Origin of the sequence: Paenibacillus sp. KN14-4R (genome assembly GCF_052180255.1) — a bacterium.
GTDB lineage: Bacteria > Bacillota > Bacilli > Paenibacillales > NBRC-103111 > Paenibacillus_AM.
In genome coordinates, this window is the sequence record NZ_CP197466.1 from 3249368 (window position 1) to 3264560 (window position 15193).

The 15193-nt window shown below is 40.9% G+C and carries 15 protein-coding genes and 2 riboswitches; of the genes, 6 read left to right on the forward strand and 9 right to left on the reverse strand.

Annotated features, from left to right (window positions below):
• Positions 1-8: 8 nt before the first annotated feature.
• Both sufC and ACSBOP_RS15960 read right to left on the reverse strand, forming a co-directional pair.
• The gene (sufC, locus tag ACSBOP_RS15955; RefSeq protein WP_442601511.1) at positions 9-842 is read right to left on the reverse strand and encodes a Fe-S cluster assembly ATPase SufC; all 834 of its coding nucleotides are present in this window, start codon (positions 840-842) and stop codon (positions 9-11) included.
• A gap of 113 nt (positions 843-955) precedes the next feature.
• Positions 956-1537: a DUF1802 family protein gene (locus ACSBOP_RS15960; protein WP_442601512.1), complete on the reverse strand. Its 582-nt coding sequence runs from the start codon at positions 1535-1537 to the stop codon at positions 956-958.
• Positions 1538-1696: 159 nt separating this feature from the next.
• Between ACSBOP_RS15960 and mtnK the strand changes: the two genes are divergently transcribed.
• Together mtnK and mtnA are read left to right on the forward strand one after the other, a co-directional pair.
• Positions 1697-2920, forward strand: a complete 1224-nt coding sequence (gene mtnK / locus ACSBOP_RS15965) for an S-methyl-5-thioribose kinase (protein WP_442601513.1) — start codon at positions 1697-1699, stop codon at positions 2918-2920.
• A gap of 27 nt (positions 2921-2947) precedes the next feature.
• Complete coding sequence (gene mtnA / locus ACSBOP_RS15970; protein ID WP_442601514.1) at positions 2948-4042, forward strand: S-methyl-5-thioribose-1-phosphate isomerase; 1095 nt, start codon at positions 2948-2950, stop codon at positions 4040-4042.
• A gap of 88 nt (positions 4043-4130) precedes the next feature.
• Here mtnA and ACSBOP_RS15975 read toward each other — a convergent pair whose 3' ends face one another.
• Entirely contained in the window at positions 4131-4451 is a 321-nt protein-coding gene (locus ACSBOP_RS15975; RefSeq protein WP_442601515.1) for a YunC family protein, read from the reverse strand.
• A 186-nt stretch (positions 4452-4637) separates the two neighbouring features.
• On the opposite strand from ACSBOP_RS15975, the gene ACSBOP_RS15980 reads away from it, so the two are divergent.
• Positions 4638-5114 (forward strand): hypothetical protein, encoded by a 477-nt coding sequence (locus ACSBOP_RS15980; protein ID WP_442601516.1) that lies wholly within the window; start codon positions 4638-4640, stop codon positions 5112-5114.
• Positions 5115-5153: 39 nt separating this feature from the next.
• Here ACSBOP_RS15980 and ACSBOP_RS15985 read toward each other — a convergent pair whose 3' ends face one another.
• From ACSBOP_RS15985 to ACSBOP_RS16010, 6 genes are all read right to left on the reverse strand, one after another.
• Entirely contained in the window at positions 5154-7037 is a 1884-nt protein-coding gene (locus ACSBOP_RS15985) for a putative bifunctional diguanylate cyclase/phosphodiesterase (protein ID WP_442601517.1), read from the reverse strand.
• 252 nt (positions 7038-7289) lie between these two features.
• A complete protein-coding gene (locus ACSBOP_RS15990) occupies positions 7290-7664 on the reverse strand; it encodes a DUF423 domain-containing protein (RefSeq protein WP_442601518.1) in 375 nt (124 codons plus the stop codon).
• Complete coding sequence (locus tag ACSBOP_RS15995) at positions 7664-7987, reverse strand: hypothetical protein (protein ID WP_442601519.1); 324 nt, start codon at positions 7985-7987, stop codon at positions 7664-7666. Before ACSBOP_RS15995 ends, ACSBOP_RS15990 begins: the two co-directional genes overlap by 1 nt.
• Positions 7988-8030: 43 nt before the next feature.
• Complete coding sequence (locus ACSBOP_RS16000) at positions 8031-8540, reverse strand: DNA-deoxyinosine glycosylase (protein ID WP_442601520.1); 510 nt, start codon at positions 8538-8540, stop codon at positions 8031-8033.
• A gap of 26 nt (positions 8541-8566) precedes the next feature.
• Positions 8567-10702, reverse strand: a complete 2136-nt coding sequence (locus ACSBOP_RS16005; protein ID WP_442601521.1) for a DNA topoisomerase III — start codon at positions 10700-10702, stop codon at positions 8567-8569.
• A 198-nt stretch (positions 10703-10900) separates the two neighbouring features.
• Positions 10901-11320: a zinc ribbon domain-containing protein gene (locus ACSBOP_RS16010; protein ID WP_442601522.1), complete on the reverse strand. Its 420-nt coding sequence runs from the start codon at positions 11318-11320 to the stop codon at positions 10901-10903.
• Positions 11321-11481: 161 nt separating this feature from the next.
• Between ACSBOP_RS16010 and yhbH the strand changes: the two genes are divergently transcribed.
• From yhbH to ACSBOP_RS16025, 3 genes are all read left to right on the forward strand, one after another.
• Positions 11482-12636, forward strand: a complete 1155-nt coding sequence (yhbH, locus tag ACSBOP_RS16015; RefSeq protein WP_442601523.1) for a sporulation protein YhbH — start codon at positions 11482-11484, stop codon at positions 12634-12636.
• 1 nt (position 12637) lies between these two features.
• The gene (locus tag ACSBOP_RS16020; RefSeq protein WP_442601524.1) at positions 12638-14029 is read left to right on the forward strand and encodes a SpoVR family protein; all 1392 of its coding nucleotides are present in this window, start codon (positions 12638-12640) and stop codon (positions 14027-14029) included.
• Between the two features lie 152 nt (positions 14030-14181).
• Positions 14182-14267, forward strand: a riboswitch (cyclic di-GMP riboswitch).
• Positions 14268-14347: 80 nt separating this feature from the next.
• Positions 14348-14435: riboswitch (cyclic di-GMP riboswitch) on the forward strand.
• Positions 14436-14522: 87 nt separating this feature from the next.
• Positions 14523-15179, forward strand: coding sequence for an anthrax toxin lethal factor-related metalloendopeptidase (locus ACSBOP_RS16025; protein ID WP_442601525.1), 657 nt, complete (start codon positions 14523-14525; stop codon positions 15177-15179).
• Positions 15180-15193 lie beyond the last annotated feature (14 nt).

A 15193-nucleotide genomic window follows, 5' to 3' on the forward strand; every position in this document is an offset into this window, starting at 1 on the left:
CCTCCAATTTAACTGTACTTCGGTGCTGTTGTGTTCATTGGTACTTTGAACTCTTCTTCTTCTTGTCCAACTGTTTCGTCTTCGATTCCGAGTTCTTCTTTAATCCAATCATAACCATCTTTTTCTAGACGTTGAGCAAGCTCAGGACCACCGGATTTCACGATGCGACCTTGCATCATGACGTGTACGAAATCTGGTGTGATGTAATCAAGCAAACGTTGGTAATGCGTAATGATCAAGAATGCACGATCTTCGCTGCGCATTGCGTTTACACCATTAGCAACAATACGAAGCGCATCGATATCTAGACCTGAGTCAATCTCGTCCAAAATAACAACGCTAGGCTCTAGCAATAGCATTTGCAAAATTTCGTTACGTTTCTTCTCACCACCGGAGAAACCTTCATTGAGGTAGCGGTGCATGAATTCGCTATTCATCTCAAGATCTTTCATTTTCCCTTCCATTTGACGAATGAATTTGATCAATGAAATTTCGTTACCTTCTTCGCGGCGAGCATTGATAGCAGAACGCAAGAAATCTGCATTTGTTACGCCTGTGATTTCACTTGGATATTGCATCGCAAGGAAAAGACCTGCACGTGCTCTTTCATCTACAGCCATTTCAAGGACGTCTTCACCATTTAAAGTAATCGAACCTTCCGTTACTTCATATTTAGGGTGACCCATCAGCGTAGAAGCAAGTGTACTTTTACCTGTTCCGTTCGGGCCCATGATCGCATGGATCTCTCCACCCTTAAGTTCTATATTTAAACCTTTAAGAATTTCTTTTCCTTCAATTGTTGCTTTAAGGCCTTCTATCGTTAATGTGGGTGCTTTTCCCATTGTGTAACCTCCAGCTTTTAAATTAGTGTTATTTGATAATCATTATAATTTGATTCTCAATGATTCTCAACTATTAAATATTATTATATATCCAAGATGAAAAGCAATAAACGTTATTTTTCACCTATTTTTGACAAAGCTGCCTCGATTGCTTCTACTTGCCTTGAGAAATCATCATCTGATAAAACAGGCTCTAATATTGAACCTTCCTCTAGATGGTCGAACTCAATCCACGACTTGCAACCCAGGAAATCAGCGGATACAGATAATTTAAGCGGTACTGCCAACTTGTACACGCGCAGTAACAATAGATGAAGCGGCTTACTTCGCTTCCATCTTAAACGTTCCTCTGCAAAAGCTTCGGTCCATATATGAAATGGAAGCAGTCGAGAAAGTAAATCATCGTCCATGATCTCAATATCTTTTTCAACTTTAGCCAAACATGTAATCTGCACTTCTTCTTTCTCTGTCTGCATGCCAGCTAGCGTGTTGTCTATCCGATCTTGATAAGTAGCTTTGAGTAAATGTTTGCGCTGATGCTCGAAGGTTGGATACAAATAAAACATCTCTGATTTCACTTGGAATTCTCTCGTTTCCTCTGCAATTCCGCCCTTACGCATCAAACAAATTTGCTCACCCGACTCCAGAGCAGAAATAACTACAGCCCACTCTTTGAGGGCGATTTTTTGGGACATCCAACCACCTCCAACGTGATTACTTTCATAGTTTCATACCGCAGATTTATGTATCTCTTATTATACTTGTCTACTCAACTTCATAGCAAATGACAGCTTGGCATTTTTATTCTATACTATGATTTAAATCATTTTTTATATGAAGGGGAGGAATTATAGGTGACTCAATATCATCCTTTATCAGAGTCTGATGCCATTTCTTTTGCAAAATGCTTGTCAAACATTTTCCCATCCGATTCTGAACTTGTATGTCACGAGATCGGAGATGGAAATTTAAATTTAGTTTTTCACATCACTGACACAAAATCAGATAAAAGTGTGATTATTAAACAAGCGTTACCCTATGCTAAAGTTGTAGGTGAGTCTTGGCCTTTGACGCTGGATCGTGCACGTATCGAAAGTGAAGCGCTCATCGCTCAAGCCCAAGTGTGTCCGACACTCGTCCCAGAAGTGTATGCGTATGACCCTACACTTGCTGTGACCGCAATGGAAGATTTGAGTGATCATGTTATTATGCGCAAAGGATTGATGCAAACCGTACGTTATCCGCTGTTTGGTGAACATATCGGAACTTTCCTTGCTCGTACACTCTTCTACTCCTCTGATCTCGGAATGAATCAGCAAGATAAGAAACGCCAAGTTGACAACTTTATTAATCCTGACTTGTGTAAAATAACTGAAGATTTAATCTTCGATCACCCTTATACAGATGCCGATACGAATAATTATGAACCTCATCTACAAGATGAAGTGGATCTTATACGTAATAATGAAGCTTTACTCCTTGAAGTTGCTATCCTTCGCGAGAAGTTCTTAACGTCCAGCCAAGCCCTTCTTCATGGTGATCTGCATACGGGTAGTATTTTCGTAACTCCAGAATCAACGAAAGTCATTGATCCTGAATTTGCTTATTATGGTCCGATGGGATTCGACATTGGTGCGGTATGTGCGAATTTAATGCTTAACTTTGCTGCACAAGAAGCTTGGAGTGCAGATTCAGATGCTTGCAAGAATTATCGCAGTTACTTAACGGATACAGTGAAAGAAGTGTGGACGGTGTTTGAACGAGAATTCCGTGCCCTTTGGACCGAACATGGTGTAGATCGGATAGCAAGAACGACTGGTTACCAAGATCATTATATGCTGCAGCTACTGCGTGATACAGTTGGATTTGCAGGATGCAAAATGGTTCGTCGTGTCATCGGACTTGCCCATGTTGCAGATATTGACCAGATTGAAAATTCAGAAGTGCGCGAACGCGCGCAGCGAATTGCCCTTCATCTCGGACAACAGTTCATTCTTCACCACCGTGAAGCCAATTCCATTGACGATATTGTTGAACTTGCATTAAAATGCGTGATATTAGAAAAAACCGTCTCTTAAGTTACGGCAAAAAAGGAGATTCATACGATGAGCACAACACCAGAGGAACATCTCTCTCAAACTACAGCTTTGCAATCCCTGATTTGGACTGGTGAGAAGCTGGATTTATTAGATCAACGTCTACTACCAGAGGAAATTGTGTATTTGCCCCTTACAACTGCAAATGAAGTGTGGGAAGCCATTCGCCATCTTAAGGTACGTGGTGCACCAGCTATCGGCATTGCTGCTGCATACGGTGTATATTTAGGTGCACAAGGCTACACGAGCCAAGATCCTAACGGGCAAGATCGTGCTGCCTTTTTCCAACATACCCTTCAAGTCATTGAAGAGCTCGCAACTTCAAGACCTACAGCAGTCAATTTATTCTGGGCCCTTGATCGAATGAAAGCTCATGCTGCACAAATGCATGATGCAGGGAATTCAATTGCGGGTATGCTCACAGGTCTATTATCTGAAGCTATTGCAATCCATGCTGAGGATGAAGAAACCAATCGCAAAATTGGTGAGTTCGCACTAGAACTTTTTGAAGATGAAATGGGCGTTCTTACGCACTGTAATGCAGGTGGACTTGCTACAGCAAAATATGGCACTGCTCTAGCTCCTTTTTATCTTGCACATGAAAAGGGATGGAAGATTAAAGTCTATGCTGACGAAACACGACCTGTACTCCAAGGCGCACGCTTGACCGCATTTGAACTTCAACAAGCTGGTGTTGATGTCACATTAATCTGCGATAACATGGCAGGCGCGATCATGGCCAAGGGTTGGGTTCAGGCTGTTATTGTGGGTGCAGATCGAGTAGCTGCCAATGGTGATGTCGCAAATAAAATTGGAACTTATTCTGTCGCTGTTCTTGCCAAGGCGCACGGAATTCCATTCTATGTCGCTTGTCCACTATCCACAATCGATCTAAATACGAAGACAGGTAAGGACATTCCAATTGAAGAGCGTCCAGATGAAGAAATTACGCAAGGATTCGGTAAACGTACTGCACCTGCTGGAGTGAAAGTATTCAATCCGGCATTTGATGTCACACCCAATGAATATGTAACGGCTATTATTACGGAAAAAGGAATCGTGCGCGCTCCTTATCCGGAGCAGCTTGCTGCCCTTTTTAATTAGCATACAAAGCGCCTAGATAGGCTGCTAGCAGTCTGAAATAAAGACAGCAAGCAAAATCTAGGCGTTTTTTTCATGAGTATACGTGTGATCACCCTTCATTCTCACTGGCTAATAATAACTTAACCGCATCACGTCCACTCATGCCTGCAGTGATGCCCATTGCCTCTGCAGCATAAGTGACAGATTCCAAGGGTGCACGAAGTAAATCTTCAATCGTTCGAACACCAACAGCCCTTCCAGCAAGAATATGTCGGTCTTTCAACTTTTCATTCAAGAGTCCAACATCTAGTGCCCCACACATAATATATCCTGTTTGAGTTGACACGACTAGGAGTGTTGTTTTTGGTAATTGAACTTCAATCGCGATTGCTGTGTGTCCATCAAAATCAAGGGGGTCCATACGAACCATTAATGCACCACGTCCTTTCGAGCAGTTTCAGTGCATTATATGTTTGTCGGGTTCAATCGGTTAAATCCCTACTTTATGACTATCTTTCCTACTAAAGTTATAGTTAATCTCTATATATAGTTCGAAGGTCATGTTATATTAGATATGCTAAAGAGAATAAGATATAAAAGGATGTTGTTTGAGTATATGGAACCAGCTAACAAAGATCATTCAAAATCACTCCATCTATTTACCGTTGAGATTTTACTTGAAGCACCTAATAATCACATCGCTGTAGAACAACTGCTGCATGTATTGAATCAAGCAAGTTGTGTACATGATTACAAGGTGCAATCTGGGATAAAAATCGGGGATTTGGTTGAACAAATTCGACCACAGAACACCACATATCCAACTTTACCCCTTTCAAAATCAACAATTATGTCCAAAATCTCCAACCAAGAACAACAGACATCAATTCTAAATAAAATTGATCAATTAAAGCAAAACAACACCCTTGTCCGATTCTCGATTATTAAAGAAAAAGGCGTTAAGTTAAGTCTTCCCTGTCGAATTCTTAATTACGATCCAGAACTGCAAAATATTACAGTCTATCATGTGGATGAAAAGAAAGTATATCTACTACAATTAAACGAAATTGATGATTTTTCCATTGTCTCATAAAAAAGCAGGTACCCTTTTAAAATCAGGGTACCTGCTTTTTTATGACAATTGCTTCAATTCTTGTTCCGATGAAAGGAGTGAGGCCAAATGCTGCTGCAACATAAATCCCATTCGTTCAGCAGTGATTGGTGGGGAGAACCAGTAACCTTGAACCTCATCACAATGATTCTCATGTAAGAAAGTTAACTGTTCTTCGGTCTCGACACCCTCAGCGATTACTTTTAAATTTAAATGACGAGTCATCGCAATAATTGTAGATACAATGGCTGCATCATTCGGGTCCTCCATAATATCTCGAACAAATGAACGATCAATTTTTAATTTATCTATTGGGAATTTCTTTAGATAATGAAGCGAGCTATAGCCCGTTCCAAAGTCATCTATAGCCACCGTGACCCCCAGTTTTTTGAGTTCCAATAAGGAAACAATCGCATTCTCCACATCCATTGTCATACTTTCAGTTATTTCTAACTCCAAATATTTAGGTTCAAGTCCTGATTGCCCAAGAGCTTGTGCAATCTTTCCTTTAATATTGTGCTGTAGGAATTGTCGCATGGACAAGTTAACGGATACGGGAACATGAAGAAAACCTTTATCCTGCCATTCTTTATTTTGCCTACAAGCCTCGAATAGAGCCCATTCACCAATCGGTACAATTAAACCCGTCTCTTCCGCAAACGTAATAAATTCCCCTGGAGGAACAATTCCTTTCTCCGGATGATTCCAACGAATCAAAGCCTCAGTACCTATAATTTGCCCACTATCGATATCAACCTGCGGCTGATAATGAAGTACAAATTCATCTTGAACGAGTGCTCTGCGCAAATCACTTTCTAATTTCAAACGTTGTAAAGAGAATGATTGCATATCAATATTAAAAATAACAATCCCGCTCTTCTCTTTTTCCTTCGCCCTTGTTAATGCAATATTCGCATTTTTCATTAAATTCTCTGCATCATCGTCATATGCGTTTTGTAGCACAATGCCAATAGAAGCTGTAATATGTAATTCTAGTTCTTCCAAAGAAAATGGCTGTTCAAGGACCTTCTTAATACGATCCGCCAATTCGAGTGCATGTTGGCTGTCCTGAACATTCGCATAGTAAATCGAGAATTGATCCCCTTCAGACCTTGCAAGGAAATCCTCATCTCCTATACATCTTGTGAAGCGTTCCGCAAGCTGAAGCAGCAGCATATTACCATACTCAAACCCAAAACCTTCGTTGACTAAGCGAAACCCATCAATATCTACAAACAAGACCGCCAACTTCTCATGTGTTTGTTTATTGGCCTCAAGCTTGTTGAACAACTCTTCACGGAAAAGTCTCCGATTAGGTAACCCCGTCATATCATCGTAAAATGCCATGTGACGAATCTGTTCACCAGCACGTTTACGATCAGTACTATCTTCACAAATTAAAAGAAAGCTATGTACGACATCTTTTAAAAGGACAGGAACAGCTCGTGTTATCATATCACTACGATAACCTGTCTTATGTAATAGAGCCGTTTCGAACGTTTGTATAACCCCTTCACTTGCTCTAACTAATGAGCTTTTCGTTACCTCACGATATTCACTAGCAACATAAGATAAAAAAGAGGTGCCAGTTAAATACTCTGTTGGGTATCCCAAAACTTGTTCAGCTGCAGGGTTGACCTGTAACAACTGGCCTTCCACACTACATAAACCAATTGCATTCGGACTGTTTGAAAGCAGTGAATGAAACAACTGCTTTGTCTCTTCATAACCACGATCAGCTTCTGAATGGTTTACTTGTTCATTGGATTCCTTCTTCCTTGGAACCAAAAGTAAGATGGCAAGTGCACATGAGGCAAACGCATAAACTAAAGCTGCCTGGGGCTTGAAGAAGAAAGAGCTGACTACTACTACCAGAACATAGCAAGCTCCATAGAACCATTTCATCGTTATACCTCCTATGGCTGATGTAAGTGCTATATAAAATTGCAATCTCGATAAGCGAGAAGCACATTTGAAGTTAGATGAAATGAATATTGTAAAAATACGAACTTATCCTTGCTTAATTTGTAATATTAATTCTACGCATCCATTCTATCTCCTGCTTTATTTATCGAAAAAATTCAATGAAACGTGTAAAAAAGTCGAAAATTGCCGAAAAACTAACAACTTTCGACTTATTTCTACGTGATTCGCCATTTATTTCTTCTTCCAAGCAGCGATCGTTAGAAGTGTCCATCCTAGCAGGAAGAGTACACCACCGACAGGTGTCAGGAAGACAAAAAAATGAATTTCTGTCATGCTGTATACGTACAGACTCCCTGAAAAAAGAATGATACCTGAGAGTATAGACCAACCCGCTGCAGGTACAAGCTTGCTTTTACCCAGTTTTTCACAAGCAAATGCAATCGCAAGTAGTCCCAGTGCATGAATCATATGATAGTGCACACCCGTTTGAAACGTTTCCATCAGCTTCTCAGAAAGTTTCGATTGCAACCCATGTGCACCAAATGCGCCCAGCGCTACTGCTAAAAATGCATTAATCGATCCTAATAGGATAAAAATTCTAAACATTACTTTACCTCGCTTTGTTGATAAATTAATCCCACATCATGCTGTCCAACAATAAGCTTAATCGGTTCAAGTATGACTCTGGTTATTTCCGGTTTACTTAATAGATCAATTTCAATATCGACTACTTTATTGCGGGTTTGCTTACCTTCGCGCGTGTCGTTAACGACTTCAAATTGTTTCAAGCCAAGCCCATGTGTCACGACAGAGCTGCCCATCATAATAAGAGGTGTATCAATCTCACCATGTTCGAACAATACCTCACTAATAATCTCATCATCCATATCGACAATTTTCACCCATTGGCAAATACGACATTTCATCATTATTCCTCTCCTAACCTATAAGCTTATGATTTTTTATCCCCACTTATATGTTCTCTAAATGTCGAAAATTCCCTGCTAGTTCACGAATGACACACCAGCTTTTCAATTTTGATTCTATTGAGACTGTATGTGCAGGGCTTGATGAAGGAAGTTTATGCAACGTGAGGCCATCTAAGTTCAGATCTACATGCTTATTAAATAAATCATAGGCCTTGCTGCCATTGAAAATAAGATGACGAATCTTCGGGTATTGTGTTAGTAAACCTGCAAAATCATTTGGGATCGGTTTTTGAATGTTTACATCCAAGCTTCCTACCCGTTCACAATGACTTAAGACATCCCAAAGCGCGATACCTTGGGATCGAATAAATGCAAGCCTGCCCTCGTAATTTCCAGCATCCTCCTCACCAAACATACAAAAGATCATTTTCCAAAAATGATTCCGTGGATGTGCATAATACTGTTGTAATCGAAGTGATTCTGCACCTGGCATCGAGCCTAGAATCAGTATGGAGCATTGTTCGTGAATAATAGGCGGAAATGACGAGAGCATAGCTTGAGCCTCCTTGGAGTCATAGGTTACTCGAATTTTTTCATGGCTTCTTTCAGTGCATCTCCTAAAGACGAAGATAAGGTTGTATTATCGCTGTACTGCTTAATGAGCTTGGCTTGTTCGTTCTTTTTCACACGTCCGCTTTGCTCACCTAACATTTCAATCACATTACACTTCCGGCACTGCACGTATTTACCAGCTTTACCTGTGTGCAGTTCCATCTTCTTACGGCACTGTGGACAGCGCTTGTTGACGACTGGCGCTTCTGCCGCGCGACGGTAATCACAAGTACGACTGGAGCATACGAGTGTCTTGCCGCGCTTGCCGTTACGTTCTAATAAAAATTCTCCGCACTCGGGGCATTTGGAATGAGTAAGATTATGCGGTTTATAATCGATGTCACTATCCTTAACTTCCTGCACAAGTTCTCTTGTCTGATCTCGAATGCCTTGGATGAATTGTTTGCGATTTCCTTTGCCCTTAGCAATACGCTCCAGTTCTTGCTCCCAATCGGCAGTAAGTTCAGGGGAACGCAATTTGGCTGCAACTAATTCAATCAATTGCTTCCCCTTACCTGTAGGCACGAGATTATTTATTCGACGTTCAATCGTATCACTTGAGATGAGTTTCTCAATAATATCAGCCCGCGTAGCTGGTGTTCCTAGATTATGCTTTTCCATCTGAGATAAAAGTGTAGCTTCTGTAAATCGACCTGGAGGCTTGGTTGATTGCTCGGATGTAGAGCATGATTTTACATTAAAATTCTGACCTTCTCGAAGTTCAGGAAGCTGCTGTCTCGACGTGTGGCGGTCATCCGAATCAAGCTCCTCATCATCGCTAGAATCCGAGTCTTGTGCATTTCCATAAACCTCTTTCCAGCCGCTGTCCTTTTGTACTTTACCTTTGGCATAGAACTGCTCACCCGCAGCGCTGATCGTGAGACTTGTCTCTTCATACCGATAAGAAGGATAGAATAACGCAATAAAGCGACGAACGATCAGATCATATAGCTTTCTCTCTTCCGCGCTTAATGCATTCAGGTTCACAAATTGCTCCGTTGGAATAATTGCATGATGATCCGTCACCTTACTATCATCTGCAATTCGCTTCGTTACTTGAAGTGGCTTACGGAGAACCGCTCTAGCTAATGTTGCATACGGTCCAACTGCCACACTTTCGAGTCTACTCTTCAGTGTCGGAACCATATCTGATGTAATATATCTGGAATCCGTCCGAGGGTATGTCACAATCTTATGTTGTTCATATAGCCGCTGCAGCACATTCGACGTCATTTTAGCAGAGAATCCAAGTCGCTTATTCGCATCTCGCTGCAATTCAGTTAAATCGTATGCTAGGGGATGAGGCTCGGATTTCTCTGTTTTCGTTAATTTACTTAAAGAAGCCGATACCTTGCTTGTATGACTTACGATCGCATCTGCTTTTAATTTATCGAATATGCGCGCATTACCCTTCCCATCACGCCACTGCGCTTGTACATTACCTAAATCAACATTTACAGTCCAATATGGAATCGATTTGAAGTTGTTAATCTCTCGCTCTCTTTCCATGAGCATCGCAAGCGTTGGTGTTTGTACACGACCAGCTGATAATTGTGCGTCATAGCGACAAGTTAGTGCACGCGTAACATTAAGCCCAACGATCCAATCCGCCTCCGCACGGCATACTGCCGATGCATACAAATGGTCGTAATCACGTCCAGGTTTTAAATGTGCAAAACCATCACGAATGGCTTTATCCGTCTGAGAAGAAATCCATAAGCGTTTAAACGGCTTGCGCCATCCTGCCATTTCCATAATCCAGCGAGCGACTAACTCACCCTCACGTCCTGCATCCGTAGCAATAATCAGCTCAGCAAGATCAGATCGTTTACATAACTGAGCTACCGCTCGATATTGATGCGACGTTTCTTTCATGATCTTCAGTTTCATTTTATCCGGCATGATCGGAAGGTCTTCTAAGTTCCAGGTCTTATATTTCGAATCGTAATCCTCAGGCGTAGCTAGTTCAATTAAATGACCCAGTGCCCAAGTCACGACATAATTCGGTCCTTCTAAATAGCTTTTATTCTTCTGATTACAACCCAGAACGCGCGCAATCTCCTTCGCTACGCTCGGTTTTTCACATAGTACGAGTGATTTCATAAGATCTCCTTGTTATGTTCAAGTTCATTGCTTTTACCCAAAGTCCATTATAACACAGACCTACAATTCGGCAGATCATTTGAAACGCGCTAAAAAGGAATTAAAAAGCACCTGCTCGCAAGACGATTAGTTGGATACTAACCTTTGCGAATAGGTGCAGTACATTCGAATGCTCCAATTTGATGCTTCTACCTTCTCTTACTTTTCTTGGTCTTCATCCTTGACTGATCCCAATCTCTCCAGCGGTGCTTCCTCTACATGAACACGAGGTGCGAATTTATAACCACATGTTGGACAAAAATTAGTATCTACTGGAAGAGAAGCGCCACAAACGCAATCTTTTTCATTCTTCAGTTCTTTAATTTTCTGTTCAAGTGCTGTTATTTCCTGATTCACATCCGTAATTTGTCTACATAACGCAATAACCGATGGTTCCGAACTTAAAAAATCCTCAGATAAATAAGCTTGGAAGACAGTTTCTCCAATACTTTGATTCAACTTATCAATTTCTTTCTTTTTCGAACTAATTTGGGCACTTAGACGAGTTAGCTCTACTGTTTCTTTTGCCTTCTCAGCTGCTTTAGCAGCTCCCTCTTTCACTTTACCGAAAAAACTCATATGATTTCCCCCTCTTATTCTGATCTTGCAAAAATCAATTATATATTAATTTAAATAATAACCGATGAAAAATCCATCCTCTCCCGCTCACATAACCCCCTTAATCTTGAATATATTGAATAACAAGTCATGCTATGCCATGAATTATAGGGAGGTGCACCGTGATTAAGCCGCTTTTTACCGTTTCTCGCGAAGATTGGTCGCTGCATCGTAAAGGGTATCAAGATCAAACACGTCACCAACAAAAAGTACGCGAAGCCATTAAGAAAAATTTACCCGATCTTGTAACCGAAGAAAGCATCATCATGTCCGACGGAAAGCAAATCATTAAGGTGCCAATTCGTTCATTAGACGAATATCGTCTTCGATACAACTACAACAAAAGCAAACATGTAGGTCAAGGTGATGGTGACTCTCAAGTAGGCGATGTGCTTGGCGTTGATCCAACACCTACTCCTGCATCCGGTAAAGGAAAAGGGGAGGCTGGTGATCAAGCAGGCGAGGATTATTTTGAAGCAGAAGTGCCACTTGAGGAGCTCCAAGCAATGCTTTTTCAAGAACTGGAACTGCCTAATCTCCAAAACAAAGAAAAAGACAACATTCAGAACCTCGACATCGTCTTTAATGATATTCGAAAAAAAGGAATTATGTCCAATATCGATAAAAAACGCACGATTCTTGAAAACCTCAAACGTAACGCAAGTTCCGGTCAACCGGGCATTCATGGTATTTCCCCTGATGATCTTCGTTTCAAAACGTGGGAAGAGACCGAGAACCCGCAATCCAACGCACTTATTATTGCGATGATGGATACTTCAGGATCGATGGGTTCTTTTGAAAAATATATTGCTCGCAGCTTTTTCTTCTGGATGACGCGCTTCCTGCGGACGAAATATGAACATGTCGAAATCGTGTTTATTTCTCACCATACCGAGGCGAGAGTTGTATCGGAAGAAGAATTTTTTACAAAAGGGGAAAGTGGTGGGACGATCTGTTCATCTGCTTATCAGACTGCTATTGATCTGATCGATCGCAAATACCCACCTGCAAAGTACAACATTTATCCGTTCCATTTCTCAGATGGAGATAACTTAACCTCAGATAACGATCGCTGTGTCAAATTGATCACCCAACTTATGGAGCGATCAAATATGTTCGGATATGGAGAGGTCAATCAATACAATCGTTCTTCCACTTTAATGTCCGCTTATCGCAACATCCATAATCCTAAATTCCTACACTATATCATTCGTGAAAAGGGAGAAGTGTACAAAGCGCTTAAAACGTTCTTCTCTCCTAGTAAACTGGGGGTGTGACATGTCTACAAACGGAATCAATGACTTGGAACAAGCAATTGAAAATATAACCGACATCGCTGCCAATTTCGGACTGGACTTTTACCCCATGCGCTATGAAATATGCCCAGCAGAAATTATTTATACCTTCGGTGCTTATGGTATGCCTACCCGCTATTCGCACTGGAGCTTCGGTAAAAATTTTCATCGAATGAAAATGCAGTACGATTTTGGATTAAGTAAGATCTATGAGCTTGTCATTAATTCAGATCCCTGCTACGCCTTCTTGTTAGAAGGAAATTCTTTGATTCAAAATAAATTAATCGTCGCACACGTGCTCGCGCATTGCGATTTTTTCAAAAATAATGCTCGCTTCTCGAAGACAAATCGGAATATGGTGGATAGCATGGCTGCCACAGCTGAACGCATTCGCCAATACGAAATTGAATACGGTGCAGAGGAAGTTGAGCAGTTTATTGATGCCGTGCTGGCGATTCAAGAACATGTTGATCCAATCTTAACAAAACCCTACTTGGGAGAGGCAGAACTTCGTAAGCAGCGTCATCGTAATGGCAGGCATACAACGATTAAGCCAATTCCAGAACGGCAAACAGGGTATGAGGATTTATGGAATATTGATAGTTCTACCAAGAAAGAACCGGATAATACACCTGTGAAAAAACAATTCCCAGCATCACCAGAGAAGGACCTGCTCCTGTTTATCCAAGAATACGCCCCTGATCTCTCCGATTGGCAGCGTGACATTATGACCATGCTTCGTGATGAAATGCTCTACTTCTGGCCACAGATGGAGACGAAGATCATGAATGAGGGCTGGGCATCCTACTGGCATCAGCGCATTCTCCGTGAATTGGATCTGACAGAGGAAGAAACCATTGAGTATTCAAAGCTCAATTCGTCCGTCGTCATCCCCTCTCGGAACAGTCTGAACCCTTATTACTTGGGTTTAAAAATATTCGAGGACATCGAAAAACGTTGGGATCGAGATAAGATTTTTGAAGTGAGAGAGGTCGAATCGGATAGCTCATTTATTCGAAATTATATGACGAAGGAACTTGTTGATGAATTAGACCTTTACATTTTCGAAAAAAAGGGTCCTGAATGGAAAATAACCGACAAAACGTGGGAGAATATTCGAGATCAGCTCGTTTACTCCCGTGTAAATGGCGGTTTCCCTTATATTGAAGTCCTTGATGGTGACTACCAGCGTAACGGCGAATTGTTTCTCGTTCATTCTTATGAAGGAATGGAGCTTGATTTGAAATATTTAGAAAAAACTTTACCTTACATCCAGCAGCTATGGGGAAAGACTGTCCACTTGGAGACAATGATAGAGGAGAAGAAAGTGCAGTTTACCTTCGATGGAAAGAAACATCAACGGAAGTTTGTTTGAGTGGTTTGGAACTGTGTCTCATTGTTGAGCACAGTTTTTTTGTTTTGACAACATATTAGTTCATTCATATATCAAAATATACATTGACTTTCCATATATTGAGTATTAATCTATTAGTAGATTCATAGATTTCCAAATTACATATTTTATCATATTGATAAAGGCAAACCCACTGAAAAGTGGCGACGCAAAGCTATAGGGACTAAGGCGATTTTCGCTATGTCAGCCAGTTACCGGTATTGAGGTTTAACGTTTATTACGTTATTACAACCCTTCTTTACTAGGTAAAGAGGGGTTTTTTGTTTGTTCTAAGACTCATATTGATAAGGGCAAATCCATTGAAAAATGGAGACGCAAAACTATAGGGGCTAAGACGGTATAACCGTTATGCCAGCCAGTTGCCGGTATGGAAGTATTACGTATATGCGTAATTTCAAACCTTCCGTTCGGCGAAGATTTTCTATAAATCTAGCAAAATCGGGAGGTTTTTTATATGAAACGTGTTATTGTCGCAGCTTGTGCTGCTATTGTACTCTTAAGCAGTGTGACTGCAATTAAACCTGTCAATGCTCAAAGTGACGCATTCGCCCTTGTGAATGATATCGTTACATTACCTACAGATAAATACGATACCAAAGAAGCAGATAATATGAAGGAAAGACTAGCTAAGATCCCTGCAACACTTTTACAAGGCTTAAAGGATAAATCGGTAAAAATCAAACTGGTTAACGGTAAAATTACGAATGAGCCAGAATTGGCTCAATATAAAGGAGTTACACCAAGAGGTTGGGAACAAACTGGACTCACTTGGGATGACGTTCCAGGCGTGAGCACGAATAACGTGATCGTTCGCATTGGTTTCAGTAACAAACATAAAGGTCATAATAGCCAGAATTTAGAGCTTCATGAAACCCTTCACGCTGTTGATCGTATGGCGCTAGGTGAAGTGAGTGCAAGTAAAGAGTTTAATAACATTTTCAAAAAAGAAGCTGACATTAACTATAAAGGTGATGGATACGTATCGGTTTATCCAACGGAATACTTTGCTGAAACAGCTACACTTTATTTATACAGCAAAGCAACACGTGAAAGCCTACAAAAAGACATGCCATTAACTTACGATTTCTTGGACAAGCTTTTTAACAAATAAGGCCTCTTATAAAT

Bases quoted from the DNA above. Each gene is read 5' to 3' on its own strand.
- sufC (WP_442601511.1), bottom strand. From the start codon at position 842: ATGGGAAAAGCACCCACATTAACGATAGAAGGCCTTAAAGCAACAATT.
- ACSBOP_RS15960 (WP_442601512.1), bottom strand. From the start codon at position 1,537: ATGTCCCAAAAAATCGCCCTCAAAGAGTGGGCTGTAGTTATTTCTGCT.
- mtnA (WP_442601514.1), top strand. From the start codon at position 2,948: ATGAGCACAACACCAGAGGAACATCTCTCTCAAACTACAGCTTTGCAA.
- ACSBOP_RS15975 (WP_442601515.1), bottom strand. From the start codon at position 4,451: ATGGTTCGTATGGACCCCCTTGATTTTGATGGACACACAGCAATCGCG.
- ACSBOP_RS15980 (WP_442601516.1), top strand. From the start codon at position 4,638: ATGGAACCAGCTAACAAAGATCATTCAAAATCACTCCATCTATTTACC.
- ACSBOP_RS15985 (WP_442601517.1), bottom strand. From the start codon at position 7,037: ATGAAATGGTTCTATGGAGCTTGCTATGTTCTGGTAGTAGTAGTCAGC.
- ACSBOP_RS15990 (WP_442601518.1), bottom strand. From the start codon at position 7,664: ATGTTTAGAATTTTTATCCTATTAGGATCGATTAATGCATTTTTAGCA.
- ACSBOP_RS15995 (WP_442601519.1), bottom strand. From the start codon at position 7,987: ATGATGAAATGTCGTATTTGCCAATGGGTGAAAATTGTCGATATGGAT.
- ACSBOP_RS16000 (WP_442601520.1), bottom strand. From the start codon at position 8,540: ATGCTCTCGTCATTTCCGCCTATTATTCACGAACAATGCTCCATACTG.
- ACSBOP_RS16005 (WP_442601521.1), bottom strand. From the start codon at position 10,702: ATGAAATCACTCGTACTATGTGAAAAACCGAGCGTAGCGAAGGAGATT.
- ACSBOP_RS16010 (WP_442601522.1), bottom strand. From the start codon at position 11,320: ATGAGTTTTTTCGGTAAAGTGAAAGAGGGAGCTGCTAAAGCAGCTGAG.
- ACSBOP_RS16020 (WP_442601524.1), top strand. From the start codon at position 12,638: ATGTCTACAAACGGAATCAATGACTTGGAACAAGCAATTGAAAATATA.
- ACSBOP_RS16025 (WP_442601525.1), top strand. From the start codon at position 14,523: ATGAAACGTGTTATTGTCGCAGCTTGTGCTGCTATTGTACTCTTAAGC.